The organism is Aurantiacibacter gangjinensis, assembly GCF_001886695.1.
Classification (GTDB): domain Bacteria; phylum Pseudomonadota; class Alphaproteobacteria; order Sphingomonadales; family Sphingomonadaceae; genus Alteraurantiacibacter; species Alteraurantiacibacter gangjinensis.
On the sequence record NZ_CP018097.1, the window covers coordinates 925,367 to 941,299 of the forward strand.

A 15,933-nucleotide genomic window follows, 5' to 3' on the forward strand; every position below is an offset into this window, starting at 1 on the left:
GTGTTGGCCGATCAGGCCAGCACGCCCATGATGTCGCTTTCCTTCATGATGATCAGGTCTTCACCGTCGACCTTGACCTCGGTGCCGGACCATTTGCCGAACAGCACGCGGTCGCCGGCCTTCACGTCGAGCGGAGTAACGGTGCCATCCTCAGCGCGGGCGCCATTGCCGACGGAGACGACTTCGCCTTCGCTCGGCTTTTCCTTGGCGCTATCGGGGATGATGATGCCGCCAGCCGTCTTTTCCTCGGCTTCGATGCGGCGGACCAGTACGCGGTCGTGCAGTGGACGCAGTGCCATATGTATGACCTCTTCCATTGTGGTTGTTGAACGTGATTGGCACTCTCCGTGCGAGAGTGCCAGTGGCGCGCAGATGGGTGCGCGTTCATGCAGAGTCAATGGGATTTTGCAGGAAAAGTTCGCGCGTGTTCGCCGACGCGGTCTCGGGGTCCGTCGAAGCGTTTCAGCGCTCGCCGGACCGCTGTGTGAGGCCGAGCCTCTCGCGCGTTTTCCAGCGCCACAGCAGCAACGCGGCGGCGACGGTCAGGCCGGTCGCAAGGCCGATCCACACACCGCTCGCGCCCAGCGATGTGGCAAGCCCCAGCCACATGGCAAGACCGAAGCCGGGCACCCAGTATGAAAAGATCGCGATCCACATCGGGATGCGCGTGTCCTTCAGCCCGCGAAGCGCTCCTGCCGCGACCGACTGCACCGCATCCGACAAGGCGAAAGCGGCGGCCACCAGCAACAGCGCGCTGGCGGTGCTCACCAGCGCCGCATTCTCGGGCGCGCTGACATCGATATAGGCGGACAGCAGCAATTCGGGCGCGACGATCATGGCCAGCCCGCTCAGCGCCATGAAGCCGGTGCCGATGGCGATACCCATCCAGCCCGCGCGGCCCATGCCGCCCGCATCCCGCGCGCCGTAGAAATAGCCCACGCGAATGGTCGCTGCCTGCCCCACGCCGAAGGGCACCTGGAAGGCAAAAGCGGCAAGGTTGATCGCCAGCGTATGCGCGGCCAGCTCCAGCGCGCCGATGCGGCCCATGATGAATGCCGCCGCGCCGAACACCCCAGCCTCCGCCAGCACGGTGATGGCGATGGGCGTGCCGATACGCACGATTTCTGCAAGGCGCTGCCAGTCCGGTCGCCAGAAAAAGCCCATGATGCGGTAGCGGTGCAGTCGCGGATCGAGCCGGATGGCCAGCGCATACATGGCGACGATGGCGACGGAGGTGGAAAACGTCGCCACTGCTGCGCCGGGAAGCCCCAGCGCGGGCGCGCCCCAATTGCCGAAGATGAATGCGTAATTGGCGGCTGCATTGATAAGGATACCGACGGCCGTGATGGCAGTCGCGAAAATCGGCCTGCCCAAAGTCGCCACGAAACTGCGTTGGACGCCCGTAATCACCATCAGCGGCAGGCTCCACACCAGCACCCACATGTAGGATGTGGCAAAAGCGGTGATGGCTAGATCTTGGCCGGTCGCGCGCGAAATCGGGCCGATCAGCAGGCACAGCGCAATTCCGACCACCGACACCGCCAGCGACAGCCACAGCGCCATCCGCATGGCGCGGCGCACCGGTCGGAGCGCCGGTCCGCGCGCGCCGATCTCTGCCGCCATGATTGGGGCTACCGCTCCTGTCAGCGCCTGCAGCGACCACACGATCAGCCCGAACAGTGCGACGGCCAGCGCCGATGCCGCCAGCTCTTGCGAGCCGAGCCGCGCGATGAAGATGACATCGATCGCGTAGGTCAGCATTTGCAGCAGATTGGCGAGCGCCAGCGGCCCCGCCAGGCGGAGCGTTTCGCGCATCTCGGCTTTCCAGCCGGGCGCCTGCGTGTGCGCAGCGTGTTGCATGACCTTTTCCGGAAAGCGGCTGATAGGCGGCTGGCGTGGCGTGCGAAACACGCAGCTTGAAAGCGGGGTCGCTTTGCCGCGAGCTGCGTCCCTGCCGCAACAAGGCTTGCGCGGCGGGCCGGACGCAGCATAGGAAGTGACGCAGGATATTCAGGAGCCTTCGTCTATGCGCTTTCCGCTCGCCTTGGCTTTTGCCGCCAGTCTTACCGCATGCGGCTCACCCGAGGCAGGCGATGGCCGGGGCGGCGGGGAAGCGCAAGTGGCAGACGCCTCTTCTCCTCCACGCGCCTTCAACAATTGCACCGCGTGTCACGCCGCGGAAGCGGGCCAATATGGTGTCGGCCCCCATTTGGCGGGTATCGTCGGGCGCACGGCGGGGGGCGTGGAAGGCGCAAATTACTCTGCGGCCCTCGCATCCAGCGGTATCGTGTGGGACGAAGACACACTCGTCCGCTATCTCGTCAATCCGAATGCCGTGGTGCCGGGCGGCTCCATGCCTGCAACCGGCCTCGACGAAGCCGAAGCCCGCGGAGTGGTCGACTACCTGAATACGCTGTGAGGCGCGTCTAGCCGCGCAGCCACGCGAGCGCTTCAGGCTTGTCGTCGAAAAAGCCGACTTCCAGCCCTTCGCTCAGCCTGCGATACTGCATCCGCACCAGCGGCGGTGCCATGATTGCCACATGTGTCAGGCCGGCCTTCTGCGCGGTGACCAGATGCGACCGCGTGAATTCGGCCACCTCCGCCCGTTGCGGCACAAGATTGCGCAAGTCTCCCAGCCCTTTCATGGTCGGCCCGGTGGTGATCAGCGTGAGCGCAAGCTGGTCCATCTCGCGGACAAACGACTTCATTTCGTCTAGCGTAAAAAACCCGCCGAGCGTGAAGTGCACTTCGCGATGTTCTGTATCGAGCGCGAGCTCGTGCCAAGGCTTAAGGTGTTCCATGCAAGCAAACTAGCAGAACCGGGTTAAACCTTGGTTATCCATGTATCATTGCCTTCCTGGACGGTCAGCAACGTGAAAGCCGCTGCGCGGTAGATCGTTGCATCATGCATGCAAAAACCCTTTCGCTCGCCGCCGCTTCCGCTTGCCTCGCCCTCGCCGCCTGTGCCAGCACGCCGCCGCCGCCCGCGCCTGTCGTGGACCATTACCGGCCCACAAGCGAGGCCGCCCAACTGGAAGAAGTGCGCGCGGCGGTCGAGCGTTATCGCGATTTTCGGGCGGCCGAGCGCGACGGGTGGGAGCCCTTCGGCGATGACGAGCCGCTGATGGGTCGCCATTATCACAACAGCAACGCGCCCGATTACGTGCACGGCGACGCGCTGGATTTCAGCCGTCCGAACAATCTCATGTACACCGAGATCGACGGCGAAATGGTGCTGACCGGCGTCGCTTTCGTTGTTCGCTTGGGCGAGGGCGAGCCCGTGCCGCAAGGCTTCGCCGGATCGCGAGATCGCTGGCATGTTCACGATTTCGTCGCCGCGATCGACGCTGCGACCGAGGAGCGCCCGATCATCCGCTGGCTCGCCAATCGCTGGCTTGACGACAATTATCGCAACAATGGCGACATGCGCGGTCGGCTGGCCATGGTGCATGCGTGGGTCACGCTGGACAATCCCGACGGAATCTATGCCGATTACAACCGTACGCTGCCTTATCTGAAGCTGGGGCTGCCCCACAGCTATTGGCATGGCGCGAGCGAGGAGGCTGCGCGCGGGCTGAACCTTGCGACCGAAGGCGGCTGCGAGGCGCAGAACGGCACGCTGTGGATCGCCGATACCTCCCGCCGCCAGAACCGCACCATCGCAGCGGCCTGCGAGGAAGGCGCCAACATGGTGCGCGGCGCGTTGGGCGAGGGTCCGCAAGCGGTCAATCGCGCGGGCGAACGGGCGTGGGCGCATTTCGACGGGGTCTGGCAGACCACGCTGACCGAAGAACAGCGCGCCCGCGTCGCCGCGATGAGCGAGCATGGATCGGACGGGCATGGCGACCATGAGGGGCATGGTGGTCACGAAGGGCATTGATGCAGCTGTCGGCCAGCAAAATGCTGGCCGCACCCGTAAACAAACCCAGCGTCCTATAGCCCGCCGAGATACCCTTCGAACCCGTTATCGTACCTGATGGCGATGTCGAGAAACAGGGCAGTGATTTCTGTCAGTTGGGTGTTGCCAGCGCAGCTGTGTTGCCGCGCCGTATGGCGCTGGCCATCGATCGCTGCGGCCAGCTCGAAATTCGCGCCATCGGTGCAGATCCTGTCGTCATCGCCGTAATATGGCTGCGCGGCCAAATTCGAGAGTGCTACAGCGCCAAGCTGCGCCTCGATAAGCGCGGCATCGTCAGCCGAAATAGGCAGTTCGTTGCGGCGGGTGCTTACAAGAGAGGTGCCGGGTTCCCAGCGATAGCCTGTTGCGCGGACGAACCATTGTCCGTCATGGCGAAAGATTGTGACCTGCCGAACCGCCGGCTCTGGATTGAGGCTGGCACGAATTGTTGCGGAATAAGCGACGTCGCCTTGTAACGCCTCGTCGCATACATCGAGCGTGAACGATTCGTCGGTTGCTGCGTAGTCCGAGCAAAGTTCGATCGGCGCTTCGACATTGGCGGTGAGAGCCAGCGCAGGTATCAGAATCAACATGATATCTCCCCTTTTTCTGCCGCAAGCTAACGCCTGTGAACATGAACGGCGCCTGTAGGACAGCAAAAGGGCGCCACCATCGCTGGTGACGCCCCCTTGGTGATCCGGCTAGCGGATCGAAGTGCAAGCGATGCGCTTACTTCAGCTCGACGGTACCGCCGGCTGCTTCGATCTTGCCCTTGATCTCTTCGGCTTCTGCCTTGTTGACGCCTTCCTTCAGCGGCTTCGGTGCGCCTTCGACCAGAGCCTTGGCTTCGGTCAGGCCCAGGCCGGTGATGGCGCGGACTTCCTTGATCACCTGGATCTTCTTGCCACCGTCGCCGGTCAGGACGACGTCGAATTCGTCCTTTTCTTCGGCAGCAGCTTCACCAGCACCGCCACCGGCGGGGCCGGCAACGGCAACAGCAGCAGCGGCGCTCACGCCCCACTCTTCTTCCAGTGCCTTGGCAAGTTCAGCCGCTTCCATGACGGTCAGCGACGACAGTTCTTCAACAAGCTTGGCAATATCAGCCATGATGGTTCACTCCAAAATAAGGGGCTTTCAAATCGCCCCGAGTATGTTTCGTCTCGAAATCGAGGAAGCGTCTGTTACGCCGCGTCCTTGGCGCCATAGGCACCGAAGACACGGGCAAGCTTGGCAGCGGGTGCATTGACAACCTGGGCGATCTTGGTCGCCGGGGCGTTGACAAGGCCAACGATCGTGCCGCGCAGTTCGTCGAGGCTCGGCATCGAGGCAAGCGCCTTGATCCCTGCATCGTCGAGAACCTGCGTGCCCATCGAGCCACCGACGATTTCCAGCTTGTCGTTTGCCTTGGCAAATTCGACAGCAGCCTTTGCAGCTGCGACCGGGTCTTCCGACCAGGCCAGACCGACGGGACCGGTGAGGTATTCCTCGAGCCCCGTGTAATCGGTGTCTTTCAGAGCGAGCTTGGCGAGACGGTTCTTCGCGACCTTGTAGGTTGCGCCTGCTTCACGCATCTTCGCGCGCAATTCGGTGGACTGGTCCACCGTCATGCCGAGATTGCGGGTGACAACCACCACGCCAACCTCTTGGAAAGCTGCATTGAGCTGGGCAACCGATTCGATTTTCTGCGAACGATCCATGCCGTACTCCTTCACTATGGCCGACCGCGTATTGGTGCGGACGACCGGCTCACATCGCGACGTGGCTCATGCCGCGCCGCAAAAGTCCGTGTCTGGGGAAGGAGAGGCGTGACACATCACACCGATGGCGAGGCCGCGATGGGCCGCGCTGAAACTCTTTTCCCCGTCTAGGCTGGACATTAAGGGCAGACAATTCGGCCCACCAACTGTCTCGGACGGATGACTGCTCGAAAGCAGTCGGGGCGGGCCAATAGCGGACCCGCCCTGATAGTCAAGTCGTTATGCCGGTAAGATCAGATCTCGTCGGCGGAGTTTTCCAGCTCGTTTGCGTGCTGCTCCATTTCCCTGGCTTCTTCTTCCATTTCGGCGGCAGTCACATCGTCCCCGCGAGCCTCGGCGACATCGGCGCGCTCTTCGGCAAGTTCGGAACGCTCTTCGGCCATGCCGGCATGCGCATCCATCACTTCGGCTTCGGCCTCGGCGACATCGTCCTGCTCTTCGGCGATCTCTTCGCGCTGGCTGTCACAAGCCGCGAGGGCGAACAGGGCGGGCGCGGCGATCAAAAGTGTCAGCTTTTTCATGGTATCTTCCTCATAGACCGCGCGAAACTGCGCGGCGTTAGTATAAGAACCAGTGGTTCCTGCCATAGTTCCGCCTTATTTCATTCTTCCTCCCCGTCACGCGCAGCTTCGAGCGCCTGCAATTGCGCGAGAAAGCCCGTCCAGCCCGGCCTCGGCGCACTATCGGACCAGCGCAGCAGACCCACGGTCGTGAGCCATTCCTGCAACCGGTCGGCGATGACCGGCTCATCGGCATCGCGGAGCGGGCGGGCAAACTGGCTCGCAAGTTCCGGGGACCAGTCATAAAGCTGGAAGACCGTCGCCGCGCGCAACTGCGGATTGGTGGCGAAGGCATCGCCCATAAAATCGATGAATTGCGCCTGCGTGGCTGGCGTGCCGCCAATGCCGCCGCCGCCATCATACCCTGCCGGGCATCCGAGTTCCTGGATGAACACCTCGCGGTCGCCTGCGGCAGTCTTGATCGCGTCCAGATCGGCTTGCCAACCCGCCGCATCGTTCACCGTCAGGTCGGGATTGAGGCAATAGAGGTTGTAAGTGACAATGTCGGACTGGCCGCGCGCCGCCGCCACGAGGTTCGGCGTGCTTTCGATGGCAGCGGGCGTGAGCGTGAGGGTGACGGCTATGTCGGGCGTGGTTGTGTTCCAATGGCTCATTCCGGCGACGAAAAACTGCCGGGCCGCTTCCTGTCCCACCAGTCCGTCACCAATAGGCACGTCGACTTCATTGCCGAGTGACAAGCCCCACACGTCCTCCGCAAGCAGTTGGGGAGCCAGCCAGTCGAGCATGGCGGTAAAGGCATCGACGACTTCGGGCGAGGCCATGGTCAGCCCCTGCCGCAGCTCCCCATCCGACAGCAGGTAATCGGGCAGAGTGAGGCCGTCCGTGTCGAGCGTCGATAGCGTGACGAAGACATTAAGGCCGTCCAGTCGCGGGTCGGCGAGCGCCTCTGCGAGCATATCGCCGTCATATTCGCCGGGCGCAGTCTCCAGATCGCTCCAGTCGATCTGGATACGGCCCAGCGTCAACCCCGCATCCTTCGCCTCCGCAAACCGCGCATCCGCCTTTGCGGCGCGCGCGGCGTCCAAGGGGTCGAAGCCCGCAATCATCCCCCAATGCGGGCCGCTGGAAAGGCGCGGGATCGCGGCTGTGACCGCAGGCGGGGAACCGGGCGGGCTCTCGCTTGCCACCGGATCGGGCACTGCCGCGCCGTCATCGTCTCCGCAGGAAAGCAATGAGAAACCGGCGATCGCCATGACCATCGTTCGGCAAAGCGTCATGGACGCCACCCTACAGCACGCGGCCGCACCGGACAACGCAGTCGCCCGGTGCGGTGCTGAACTTGTGGCGCGAGGCGAGGAGGTTACTCGTCAACTCTCGCGATACCCCAGCAGGTCGCCCGGCTGGCATTCCAGTTCCCGGCAGATCGCCTCCAGCGTGGAGAAGCGGATGGCCTTGGCCTTGCCGGTCTTGAGAATGGACAGGTTGGCAAGGGTGAGGCCGACACGCTCTGCCAGTTCGGTCAGCGTCATGCGTCGTTCGTGCAGCAGGTCGTCGAGCTTGATCACGATATTGGTTCCTTCGTCAGCAGGCATCACACGGTCCCTTCCAGGTCTTCGCGCATGGCTGCGCCGTGCTTGAACACGCGGGCCAGGATGAAGAGGACGATGACCATCATCATCCCCACGATATCCTCGCGACCCCAGTCGAGAAAAAATCCGCGGGCAGGGACATCAAGCGCGAGGCTCGCGAGGTGCTCGCGCAGCATTGCAACCGCCGTGGCCAGAACCTGCACGCCGAGAGCCAACCACGCCATAAGCGTTAGGCGGCGTGCGTTTTCCGGAGTGAACGGGTCGCCGTCAGCGACGCTTCCGATAAGTGCGCGCAACCGACCGAAGAACAGGAATAGGGCCGTGCAAAACAGTGCGAGGACAAACGCCAGGGTGATGCCCGGCACGGGATGCATCACGATGATCGGACGGTCGGGTCCATCGAGAAAACCTGTGATGACACCTTGGCTGACTAAGACGGCAATCGGGATCAGCAGGAGAAAAATACCGCCCGCCAGCGCAGACAGGGTCTTGAGTGTCGAAGCAAGCACCTTGCCGACGACGAGCAACGGATCTTTCACACGATTCGCCATGGAAACGTCCTTTGATTGATGGTTCAGGTCAGCAGGCATCACACGGTCCCTTCCAGGTCTTCGCGCATTGCGGTGCCCTTGCGGAACACGCGCGCCAGGATGAAGAGGATGAGAATCGTCAGCAGGTTGCCCAGATCGAAGCCCGCATCCATCGTGCCCGGTGCTTCGCCCGCAGTTCGCGCGATATAAATGCCCAGCGCGGCGACAGGCACGCTCAGAACATTGAGAGCGAGGAACAGCCACGCCATTTCGGTAAGGCGGTCGGCGTTTTCGGAAATGAACGGGTCGCCATAGCCGACGCTGCGGACGATCGCCTGCATGGCGCGGAAGAAGCGCCAGCCGAGATAGAGCAGCCCGGCAACGGCGAGCAGCATGATCGCGATCCAGATGCGCAGCGTCATCGGCAGGTCTTCAAGCTCCAGCGCGTTGACGAACTCGCCGCCGAAAATCACCACTGCCGGAGCGCAGATGAGGACGACGACGCCGGCGAAGGCGATGATGCCAAGCATGAACCAGATAATGGCCTCTGCGAGCGGCAGGAGCGGATCTTTCTTGAAACTTGTCATGGCGTTCTCCCTTGCCTTTCTGCTCAAGCCAGCTGCGGCGCGCTGGCGACGGCGAGCGGAGCTTCCGCGGGCACGGAGGTAATGGCGGAGAAGCTGCCGGCCATGATGACGATGGCGAGCAAGGCTGCGGCGGATTGGGTGATGAAACGGGACATTTATCGATCTCCTTGTAGTGGCTTATTGAAAATCAATATGTCCGAGTCGCTCCATATTGTCAATCGATAATATTGAAAAACGATATGTGAGGTATCGAAAGTCGCTACATCGCGGCTCTCGAAGTTGACACAGTTGACACGCGGTGCGGCGTCGTCCGGCTCACTTTTTCCCATTCTGTCAGATGGTTGTCGCCCGATTTGCGAAGTTGACACTTTGCCGAAACAGATCGCATTTCGCCCTTCCTCTCGCAGATGAGATCGTGGCCTGCCGCCATGCTCGATCATCCTGCCTGTAGGAAAGCAGCGCTTGCGCAGCGCCACACTCATGCAACAAAGCGGGCGCACAGGCCCCCCACGCCCTGACGGAGACATTATGACCACCCGCATCGAAACCGCCCGCCTCGCTATGTCGCGCCGCAACCTGCTGCGCGGGTTTGGCGGCGCGGCGGCCGCATTGTTCGGCCTGAAGCTTTCGGCGACGCCGCTGATGGCGCAGGCGATCTTCCGCGATTACCCCTTCCAGCTGGGCGTCGCCTCGGGCGAGGCCGCGGCGGACGGGTTCGTGCTGTGGACGCGGCTGGCGCCATCCCCGCTGGAATACGGCCATGGCATGCCTGCCGCCGCGGTGGAGGTGCGCTGGGAAGTGGCTGCGGATGAGGGGATGCGCGAGATCGTGCAGTCCGGCACGGCGCTGGCGCGGCCCGAGCTTGGCCATAGCGTGCATGCCGAAGTGTCCGGCCTGCTACCCGGCCGTCCCTACTGGTATCGCTTCTCGGCGGGGCAGGAGCGCTCGATGCGCGGCCGCGCGATGACCGCTCCGGCCCCGGGCGCCTCGGTCGACCGCGTGCGCTTCGCCATCGCCGGCTGCCAGAATTACGAGCACGGCTATTACACCGCCCATCGCTTCCTCGCCGAAGAGCAGCCCGATCTCGTGTTCTGCTATGGCGACTATATCTATGAGGGGCGCGGGCGGCGCATCTGGAATTCCGCCGACGGCCCGCGCGAAAATCCGCGCCAGGTCACGGGCGACGAGCTGTATTCGATCGACGATTACCGCCGCCGCTATGCCGAATACAAGATGGATGCCGACCTGCAGGCCGCCCATGCCGCCGCGCCGTGGTTCGTCACGTGGGACGATCACGAGATCGACAACAACTGGGTCTCGCATCTCGACCAGGACGAGGTGCCGCCGGCGATCTTTCGCCTGCGCCAGCAAATGGCGATGCAGGCCTATTACGAGAACATGCCGCTGCGCGCCTCTTCGCTGCCCATAGGGCCGAGCATGCGCCTGTATCGGCAGGCACGCTATGGCGACCTGCTGGACCTCAACCTGCTCGACACGCGGCAATATCGCAGCGACCAGCCTTGCGGCGACGGGTGGCAGGCCGATTGCGCCGAGATCGCGCGCCAGGACGCCCAAGTGCTGGGCGCCGCACAGGCGGATTGGCTGGACGAGAGGCTCCGCTCCAGCGAAGCGACGTGGCAGGTGCTGGCGCAGCAGGTGATGATGATGGATCTCGATCGCCAGCCGGGCGAGGGGTACCTCGTCAATCCCGATAGCTGGGGCGGTTACCGTGCGCCGCGTGCCCGCCTGCTGGAAACGCTGCGCGATTTGCGGGGCAAGAACCCCGTCGTGCTGACGGGCGACGAGCACCAGAACTTTGCCGGAGAGCTGCATCTCGACGGGCGCGATCCCGGCGCCGAGCCGATTGCGCCCGAATTCGTCACCACCTCCATCACGTCCAATGGCGACGGGGTAGAGCAGCGCGAGGATACGATTGCCCGCGCCGCCGAGAACCTGCAGTTCAAATGGCACAATGCCCAGCGCGGCTTCGCCCTATGCGATGTCACCAAAGAGCGGTGGCAAACCGATTTCCGCGTGCTCGACAAGGTGACGGAGCGCGGCGGCACGATGCGCAGTGCCAAGGTGGCGACAGTCGAAACGGGCAGTGCGCGCCTTCATCTGGATTAAGTGCGATGGCCGAGGTTCAGGCGCGGCGTGCTATGATGCCGGAATGATCTACATACTGCAGAACATGCTGCCCATCGCTGCGGCGACGGTGATCGGCCTCGCCATCTGGGCGCTATGGCTGCGGCGGGCTGGGATCCGGCCGCCTTCGCTTTCGGGCTGGGCGCTTAACTTGGTCGCGATCTTCTGGCTCGCGGCGATCCTTGCAGGCGCGCTGATCCTCGCCCCGGTCGAGGCGAATATCTGGGCGGTCACGCTGGGCACGGCGATCATCATCTGGTGCGGCTTCGTGCTTCCGGTGCTCGCCGTGTCGCTCGCCATGGCGCGCCAGCGCACGCGCCGGATCGCCGGAACGGTTTTCATCTGGCTGCTGATTATGCTGGCGCAGTCCGCAATCATGCGGGTGATCGGCTTGTCAGCTCCCGTCTGATGGCGCGCCGTGCAAGCGGTTGACCGAATCCCGCAGCGTTCCTATATGGCCCCCATCGCCGGAGAGCTTCGAGCAAGGTGCGCCTGACGCGGGGGCGCTACCCAGGACGGAAGTTCCGGCATCTGCGCGAGAATGACTGGATCAAGGCTGCGAAAGCGGTGCTCCGATACGGAGTGCGCTTGTCTGCGGCCTTTTTGGCGTCTCGCGTATCTCCGCACGCACAATTACCCTGCGCTGTCACTTACAGGCGGCGCCCACACGCGAAGAAGAGGCCAAGGCTCTATAATGGCAAGCAAGGCGAAAGCTCCCGAAGTTCAGGGCAGCAAGAAGAAGCGTATCCGCAAGATTTTCGGCGACATCCACGAAGTGGTGCAGATGCCGAACCTGATCGAGGTGCAGCGCGAAAGCTACGAGCAGTTCCTGCGCTCCGATCCCAGCATCGATTACGTTTCCGGTCTGGAAAAGACGCTGCGCAGCGTCTTCCCGATCCGCGATTTTGCCGGCACCGCCGAACTGGATTTCGTCCATTACGAGCTGGAAGAGCCGAAATACGACACCACCGAATGCCGCCAGCGCGGTATCACCTATGCCGCCCCGATGAAGGTGACGCTGCGCCTCATCGTGTTCGAGGTGGATCAGGAAACCGAAACCCGCTCCGTGCTCGATATCAAGGAGCAGGACGTTTACATGGGCGACATGCCCCTGATGACGGGCAACGGCACCTTCATCATCAACGGCACGGAGCGTGTGATCGTGTCGCAGATGCACCGGTCGCCCGGCGTGCTGTTCGACCATGACCGCGGCAAGACGCACTCTTCGGGCAAATTCCTCTTCGCTGCCCGCGTCATTCCGTATCGTGGTTCGTGGCTCGATTTCGAATTCGACGCCAAGGACATCGTCAATGTCCGTATCGACCGCAAGCGCAAGCTGCCGGTCACCTCGCTGCTGTATGCGCTGGGCCTCGATAGCGAGCAGATCCTCGACCATTTCTATGAGACGGTCACCTGGAAGCGCGGGAAGGACGGCTGGGAAATCCCGTTCGTGGCCGAAAACTGGCGTGGCCAGAAGCCGGGCTTCGCGCTGGTCGATGCCAAGACGGGCGAAGAAGTGTTTCCGGCAGGCCAGAAGGTCTCTCCGCGCGCAGCCAACAAGGCTGCCAAGGATGGCCTCAAAACCCTGCTGATCCCGACCGAGGAAATCTTCGGCCGCTATGCCTCGCGCGACATGATCGACGAGAAGACCGGCCGCATCTACATCGAAGCTGGCGACGAAGTCTCGCCCGAGAACCTCGAAGTGCTCGACGGTGCCGGCATCGACCAGATCGAGCTGCTGGACATCGACCATGTCACCACCGGTGCATGGATGCGCAACACGCTGGCCGCCGACAAGGCGGAGAACCGCGACGAGGGCCTCGAAGCGATTTACAAGGTCATGCGCCCCGGCGAACCGCCAACCAAGGAAACCGCCGAAGCGCTGTTCGAAGGCCTGTTCTTCGATGGCGAGCGCTACGACCTTTCCGCAGTGGGCCGCGTGAAGCTGAACATGCGCCTTGAGCTGGACGCAGAAGACACCGTCACCACGCTGCGCAAGGAAGACATCCTCGCCGTGGTGAAGGAACTTGTCGACCTGAAGGACGGCAAGGGCGAAGTCGACGACATCGACAATCTCGGCAACCGCCGCGTGCGTTCGGTCGGCGAGCTGCTGGAAAACCAGTACCGCGTCGGCCTGCTGCGCATGGAGCGCGCGGTGAAGGAGCGCATGTCGAGCGTGGATGTGTCCACCGTCATGCCGAACGACCTGATCAATGCGAAGCCCGCCGTGGCAGCCGTGCGCGAGTTCTTCGGCTCCAGCCAGCTGTCGCAGTTCATGGACCAGACCAACCCGCTTTCGGAAGTCACCCATAAGCGCCGCGTCTCCGCGCTCGGCCCAGGCGGCCTGACGCGGGAGCGTGCGGGCTTCGAAGTGCGCGACGTGCACCCGACGCACTATGGCCGCATCTGCCCGATCGAGACGCCGGAAGGCCCGAATATCGGCCTGATCAACTCGCTCAGCACCTTTGCCCGCGTGAACAAGTATGGCTTCATTGAGACGCCCTACCGCACGGTGAAGGACGGCAAGGTGTCGCAGGAAGTGAACTACCTCTCCGCCATGGAGGAGCAGAAGCACACCGTGGCGCAGGCGTCGGCATCCACCGACAAGGACGGCAAGTTCACCGAAGAGCTCGTTTCGACCCGCCAGAACGGCGAATTCACGATGAGCCCCAACGAGAACGTCACGCTGATGGACGTTTCGCCCAAGCAGCTTGTCTCGGTCGCCGCATCGCTGATCCCGTTCCTGGAAAACGATGACGCCAACCGCGCCCTGATGGGATCGAACATGCAGCGCCAGGCCGTGCCGCTGGTACGCGCCGAAGCGCCGTGGGTCGGCACCGGCATGGAAGAGACGGTCGCCCGCGATTCCGGCGCCGCCATCTCGGCCAAGCGCGGCGGTATCGTCGACCAGGTCGATGCAGGCCGTATCGTGATCCGTGCCTCGGGCGAAGTCGATACGACGAACCCGGGCGTGGACATCTATACGCTGCAGAAATTCCAGCGCTCCAACCAGAACACCTGCGTCAACCAGCGTCCGCTGGTGAAAGTGGGCGACGTGGTGGAACAGGGCGACATCATCGCCGATGGTCCCTCCACCGATCTGGGCGAGCTGGCACTGGGCAAGAACGCGCTCGTCGCCTTCATGCCATGGAATGGCTACAACTATGAGGACTCCATCCTGATCTCCGAGCGCATCGTGAAGGATGACGTTTTCACGTCGATCCATATCGACGAGTTCGAGGTTATGGCCCGCGACACCAAGCTGGGCCCGGAAGACATCACCCGCGACATTCCCAATGTCGGCGAGGAAGCGCTGCGCAACCTCGACGAGGCGGGCATCGTCTATATTGGTGCCGAAGTGCATCCGGGCGATATCCTGTGCGGCAAGATCACGCCCAAGGGTGAAAGCCCGATGACGCCGGAAGAAAAGCTTCTGCGCGCCATCTTCGGCGAAAAGGCCAGCGATGTGCGCGACACCTCGCTCCGCCTGCCGCCGGGCGTTGCCGGTACTGTTGTCGAAGTCCGTGTTTTCAACCGTCACGGTATCGAGATCGACGACCGTACGCGCGCCATCCAGAACGAGGAAATCGAACGCCTCAAGAAGGATAGCGAGGACGAGCGCAACATCCTCAACCGCGCCACTTACAACCGCCTGCGCGACATGCTCAGCGGCCAGACGGCTTCGGCAGCGCCCAAGGGCGTGAAGAAAGGCACCGTCATCGATGACGAGGTTCTGGACGGTGTCGAGAAGCGCGAATGGTTCAAGTTTGCCGTCGCCGACGACAACATGCAGAGCCAGCTGGAAGCCGTTAAGGGCCAGTATGACGAGGCCGTGAAGGCCATCAAGGACAAGTTCGACGACCGCAAGGAGAAGCTCGAACGCGGTGACGAACTGGCACCGGGCGTCCTCAAGATGGTCAAGGTGTTCGTCGCGGTGAAGCGCAAGCTGCAGCCGGGCGACAAGATGGCCGGCCGCCACGGCAACAAGGGTGTGATCTCGCGCATCCTGCCGGAAGAAGACATGCCGTTCCTGGAGGACGGCACGCCGGTCGACATCGTGCTGAACCCGCTGGGCGTGCCTTCGCGCATGAATGTGGGCCAGATTTTCGAAACGCACCTGGGCTTTGCCGCTCGCGGCCTTGGCCAGCAAATCGGCGAGCAGCTGGACGAATGGCGCGCATCGAACCCCGATGCCACCGCCGGAAAGCCGCCTGCCGCGCTGATGGACAAGCTGAAGGATGTTTATGGTGAGAACTACCATGACGACCTGAACAGCCGCACGGGTGAGGAAGTGGCCGAGCTGGCGCACAATCTTCGCCGCGGTGTTCCGATGGGCACGCCGGTCTTCGATGGCGCGCGCGAGGCGGATGTCACCGACATGCTGCTAAAGGCGGGCTACGATGCGTCGGGCCAGTCGGACCTGTATGACGGCCGCACGGGTGAGGTATTCGACCGCAAGGTGACGGTGGGCGTGATTTACATGCTCAAGCTGCACCACCTGGTGGATGACAAGATCCACGCCCGCTCGATCGGCCCCTACTCGCTCGTCACCCAGCAGCCGCTGGGCGGTAAGGCGCAGTTCGGCGGCCAGCGCTTCGGTGAGATGGAAGTCTGGGCCCTGCAGGCCTACGGCGCGGCCTATACCTTGCAGGAAATGCTGACGGTGAAGTCGGATGATGTGATCGGCCGCACCAAGGTGTACGAAGCCATCGTCAAGGGCGACGATACCTTCGAGGCCGGCATTCCGGAGAGCTTCAACGTGCTCGTCAAGGAAATGCGCTCGCTGGGCCTGAATGTCGAACTCACTTCGCTGAATGACGGCGAAGAGGGCGAAGACGGCGACGGCTTCTCGCAGATCGCGGCTGAATAACAGGGGTCGGCGGGCTTTAGGGCTCGCCTCCCCTCC

Annotated in this window: 17 protein-coding genes; 5 read left to right on the forward strand and 12 right to left on the reverse strand. The window is 62.9% G+C overall.

What is annotated here, in order from left to right:
* Positions 1 to 11: 11 nt before the first annotated feature.
* A complete protein-coding gene (gene groES, locus BMF35_RS04575; protein ID WP_047007622.1) occupies positions 12 to 299 on the reverse strand; it encodes a co-chaperone GroES in 288 nt (95 codons plus the stop codon).
* Between the two features lie 163 nt (positions 300 to 462).
* Positions 463 to 1,860: an MATE family efflux transporter gene (locus BMF35_RS04580; RefSeq protein ID WP_047007623.1), complete on the reverse strand. Its 1,398-nt coding sequence runs from the start codon at positions 1,858 to 1,860 to the stop codon at positions 463 to 465.
* Positions 1,861 to 2,026: 166 nt separating this feature from the next.
* Here BMF35_RS04580 and BMF35_RS04585 point away from each other — a divergent pair, with 166 nt between their 5' ends.
* Positions 2,027 to 2,419, forward strand: a complete 393-nt coding sequence (locus BMF35_RS04585) for a c-type cytochrome (protein ID WP_052766066.1) — start codon at positions 2,027 to 2,029, stop codon at positions 2,417 to 2,419.
* A 7-nt stretch (positions 2,420 to 2,426) separates the two neighbouring features.
* Here BMF35_RS04585 and BMF35_RS04590 read toward each other — a convergent pair whose 3' ends face one another.
* Positions 2,427 to 2,801, reverse strand: coding sequence for an STAS/SEC14 domain-containing protein (locus tag BMF35_RS04590; RefSeq protein ID WP_047007098.1), 375 nt, complete (start codon positions 2,799 to 2,801; stop codon positions 2,427 to 2,429).
* 104 nt (positions 2,802 to 2,905) lie between these two features.
* On the opposite strand from BMF35_RS04590, the gene BMF35_RS04595 reads away from it, so the two are divergent.
* A complete protein-coding gene (locus BMF35_RS04595) occupies positions 2,906 to 3,880 on the forward strand; it encodes a hypothetical protein (protein ID WP_047007099.1) in 975 nt (324 codons plus the stop codon).
* A gap of 53 nt (positions 3,881 to 3,933) precedes the next feature.
* Here BMF35_RS04595 and BMF35_RS04600 read toward each other — a convergent pair whose 3' ends face one another.
* The 9 genes from BMF35_RS04600 to BMF35_RS13930 all read right to left on the reverse strand — a co-directional run bounded on the left by BMF35_RS04600 (position 3,934) and on the right by BMF35_RS13930 (position 9,037).
* A complete protein-coding gene (locus BMF35_RS04600; RefSeq protein WP_047007100.1) occupies positions 3,934 to 4,491 on the reverse strand; it encodes a hypothetical protein in 558 nt (185 codons plus the stop codon).
* 136 nt (positions 4,492 to 4,627) lie between these two features.
* Entirely contained in the window at positions 4,628 to 5,005 is a 378-nt protein-coding gene (gene rplL, locus BMF35_RS04605) for a 50S ribosomal protein L7/L12 (RefSeq protein ID WP_047007101.1), read from the reverse strand.
* A 74-nt stretch (positions 5,006 to 5,079) separates the two neighbouring features.
* The gene (rplJ, locus tag BMF35_RS04610) at positions 5,080 to 5,595 is read right to left on the reverse strand and encodes a 50S ribosomal protein L10 (RefSeq protein WP_047007102.1); all 516 of its coding nucleotides are present in this window, start codon (positions 5,593 to 5,595) and stop codon (positions 5,080 to 5,082) included.
* Between the two features lie 293 nt (positions 5,596 to 5,888).
* Complete coding sequence (locus BMF35_RS04615) at positions 5,889 to 6,242, reverse strand: hypothetical protein (protein ID WP_047007103.1); 354 nt, start codon at positions 6,240 to 6,242, stop codon at positions 5,889 to 5,891.
* 14 nt (positions 6,243 to 6,256) lie between these two features.
* Positions 6,257 to 7,453: a hypothetical protein gene (locus BMF35_RS04620; RefSeq protein ID WP_156172142.1), complete on the reverse strand. Its 1,197-nt coding sequence runs from the start codon at positions 7,451 to 7,453 to the stop codon at positions 6,257 to 6,259.
* Between the two features lie 90 nt (positions 7,454 to 7,543).
* The gene (locus BMF35_RS04625) at positions 7,544 to 7,768 is read right to left on the reverse strand and encodes a helix-turn-helix domain-containing protein (protein ID WP_047007105.1); all 225 of its coding nucleotides are present in this window, start codon (positions 7,766 to 7,768) and stop codon (positions 7,544 to 7,546) included.
* Positions 7,768 to 8,355, reverse strand: a complete 588-nt coding sequence (locus BMF35_RS04630; RefSeq protein ID WP_052766067.1) for a DUF2975 domain-containing protein — start codon at positions 8,353 to 8,355, stop codon at positions 7,768 to 7,770. The genes BMF35_RS04625 and BMF35_RS04630 overlap by 1 nt, the downstream gene beginning before the upstream one ends.
* Positions 8,355 to 8,882, reverse strand: a complete 528-nt coding sequence (locus tag BMF35_RS04635) for a DUF2975 domain-containing protein (RefSeq protein WP_047007106.1) — start codon at positions 8,880 to 8,882, stop codon at positions 8,355 to 8,357. Before BMF35_RS04635 ends, BMF35_RS04630 begins: the two co-directional genes overlap by 1 nt.
* Before the next feature lie 23 nt (positions 8,883 to 8,905).
* Positions 8,906 to 9,037: a hypothetical protein gene (locus BMF35_RS13930; RefSeq protein WP_257786338.1), complete on the reverse strand. Its 132-nt coding sequence runs from the start codon at positions 9,035 to 9,037 to the stop codon at positions 8,906 to 8,908.
* Positions 9,038 to 9,410: 373 nt separating this feature from the next.
* On the opposite strand from BMF35_RS13930, the gene BMF35_RS04640 reads away from it, so the two are divergent.
* The 3 genes from BMF35_RS04640 (at position 9,411) to rpoB (ending at position 15,897) form a co-directional block, all read left to right on the forward strand.
* On the forward strand, positions 9,411 to 11,009 hold the full coding sequence (locus BMF35_RS04640) for an alkaline phosphatase D family protein (protein ID WP_047007107.1): 1,599 nt from the start codon (positions 9,411 to 9,413) through the stop codon (positions 11,007 to 11,009).
* A 43-nt stretch (positions 11,010 to 11,052) separates the two neighbouring features.
* Positions 11,053 to 11,436 (forward strand): hypothetical protein, encoded by a 384-nt coding sequence (locus tag BMF35_RS04645; RefSeq protein WP_047007108.1) that lies wholly within the window; start codon positions 11,053 to 11,055, stop codon positions 11,434 to 11,436.
* Between the two features lie 285 nt (positions 11,437 to 11,721).
* Entirely contained in the window at positions 11,722 to 15,897 is a 4,176-nt protein-coding gene (rpoB, locus tag BMF35_RS04650; protein ID WP_047007109.1) for a DNA-directed RNA polymerase subunit beta, read from the forward strand.
* The last annotated feature ends 36 nt before the right edge of the window (positions 15,898 to 15,933 follow it).

What these genes read in the sequence shown, in the direction of transcription:
- BMF35_RS04630 (WP_052766067.1), bottom strand. Translation starts at nt 8,355, where the DNA reads ATGCCTGCTGACCTGAACCATCAATCAAAGGACGTTTCCATGGCGAAT.
- BMF35_RS04645 (WP_047007108.1), top strand. Translation starts at nt 11,053, where the DNA reads ATGATCTACATACTGCAGAACATGCTGCCCATCGCTGCGGCGACGGTG.
- BMF35_RS04615 (WP_047007103.1), bottom strand. Translation starts at nt 6,242, where the DNA reads ATGGCAGGAACCACTGGTTCTTATACTAACGCCGCGCAGTTTCGCGCG.
- BMF35_RS04595 (WP_047007099.1), top strand. Translation starts at nt 2,906, where the DNA reads ATGCATGCAAAAACCCTTTCGCTCGCCGCCGCTTCCGCTTGCCTCGCC.
- BMF35_RS04590 (WP_047007098.1), bottom strand. Translation starts at nt 2,801, where the DNA reads ATGGAACACCTTAAGCCTTGGCACGAGCTCGCGCTCGATACAGAACAT.
- BMF35_RS13930 (WP_257786338.1), bottom strand. Translation starts at nt 9,037, where the DNA reads ATGTCCCGTTTCATCACCCAATCCGCCGCAGCCTTGCTCGCCATCGTC.
- BMF35_RS04635 (WP_047007106.1), bottom strand. Translation starts at nt 8,882, where the DNA reads ATGACAAGTTTCAAGAAAGATCCGCTCCTGCCGCTCGCAGAGGCCATT.
- BMF35_RS04580 (WP_047007623.1), bottom strand. Translation starts at nt 1,860, where the DNA reads ATGCAACACGCTGCGCACACGCAGGCGCCCGGCTGGAAAGCCGAGATG.
- BMF35_RS04620 (WP_156172142.1), bottom strand. Translation starts at nt 7,453, where the DNA reads ATGACGCTTTGCCGAACGATGGTCATGGCGATCGCCGGTTTCTCATTG.
- rplJ (WP_047007102.1), bottom strand. Translation starts at nt 5,595, where the DNA reads ATGGATCGTTCGCAGAAAATCGAATCGGTTGCCCAGCTCAATGCAGCT.
- groES (WP_047007622.1), bottom strand. Translation starts at nt 299, where the DNA reads ATGGCACTGCGTCCACTGCACGACCGCGTACTGGTCCGCCGCATCGAA.
- BMF35_RS04640 (WP_047007107.1), top strand. Translation starts at nt 9,411, where the DNA reads ATGACCACCCGCATCGAAACCGCCCGCCTCGCTATGTCGCGCCGCAAC.
- BMF35_RS04585 (WP_052766066.1), top strand. Translation starts at nt 2,027, where the DNA reads ATGCGCTTTCCGCTCGCCTTGGCTTTTGCCGCCAGTCTTACCGCATGC.
- rpoB (WP_047007109.1), top strand. Translation starts at nt 11,722, where the DNA reads ATGGCAAGCAAGGCGAAAGCTCCCGAAGTTCAGGGCAGCAAGAAGAAG.
- BMF35_RS04600 (WP_047007100.1), bottom strand. Translation starts at nt 4,491, where the DNA reads ATGTTGATTCTGATACCTGCGCTGGCTCTCACCGCCAATGTCGAAGCG.
- BMF35_RS04625 (WP_047007105.1), bottom strand. Translation starts at nt 7,768, where the DNA reads ATGCCTGCTGACGAAGGAACCAATATCGTGATCAAGCTCGACGACCTG.
- rplL (WP_047007101.1), bottom strand. Translation starts at nt 5,005, where the DNA reads ATGGCTGATATTGCCAAGCTTGTTGAAGAACTGTCGTCGCTGACCGTC.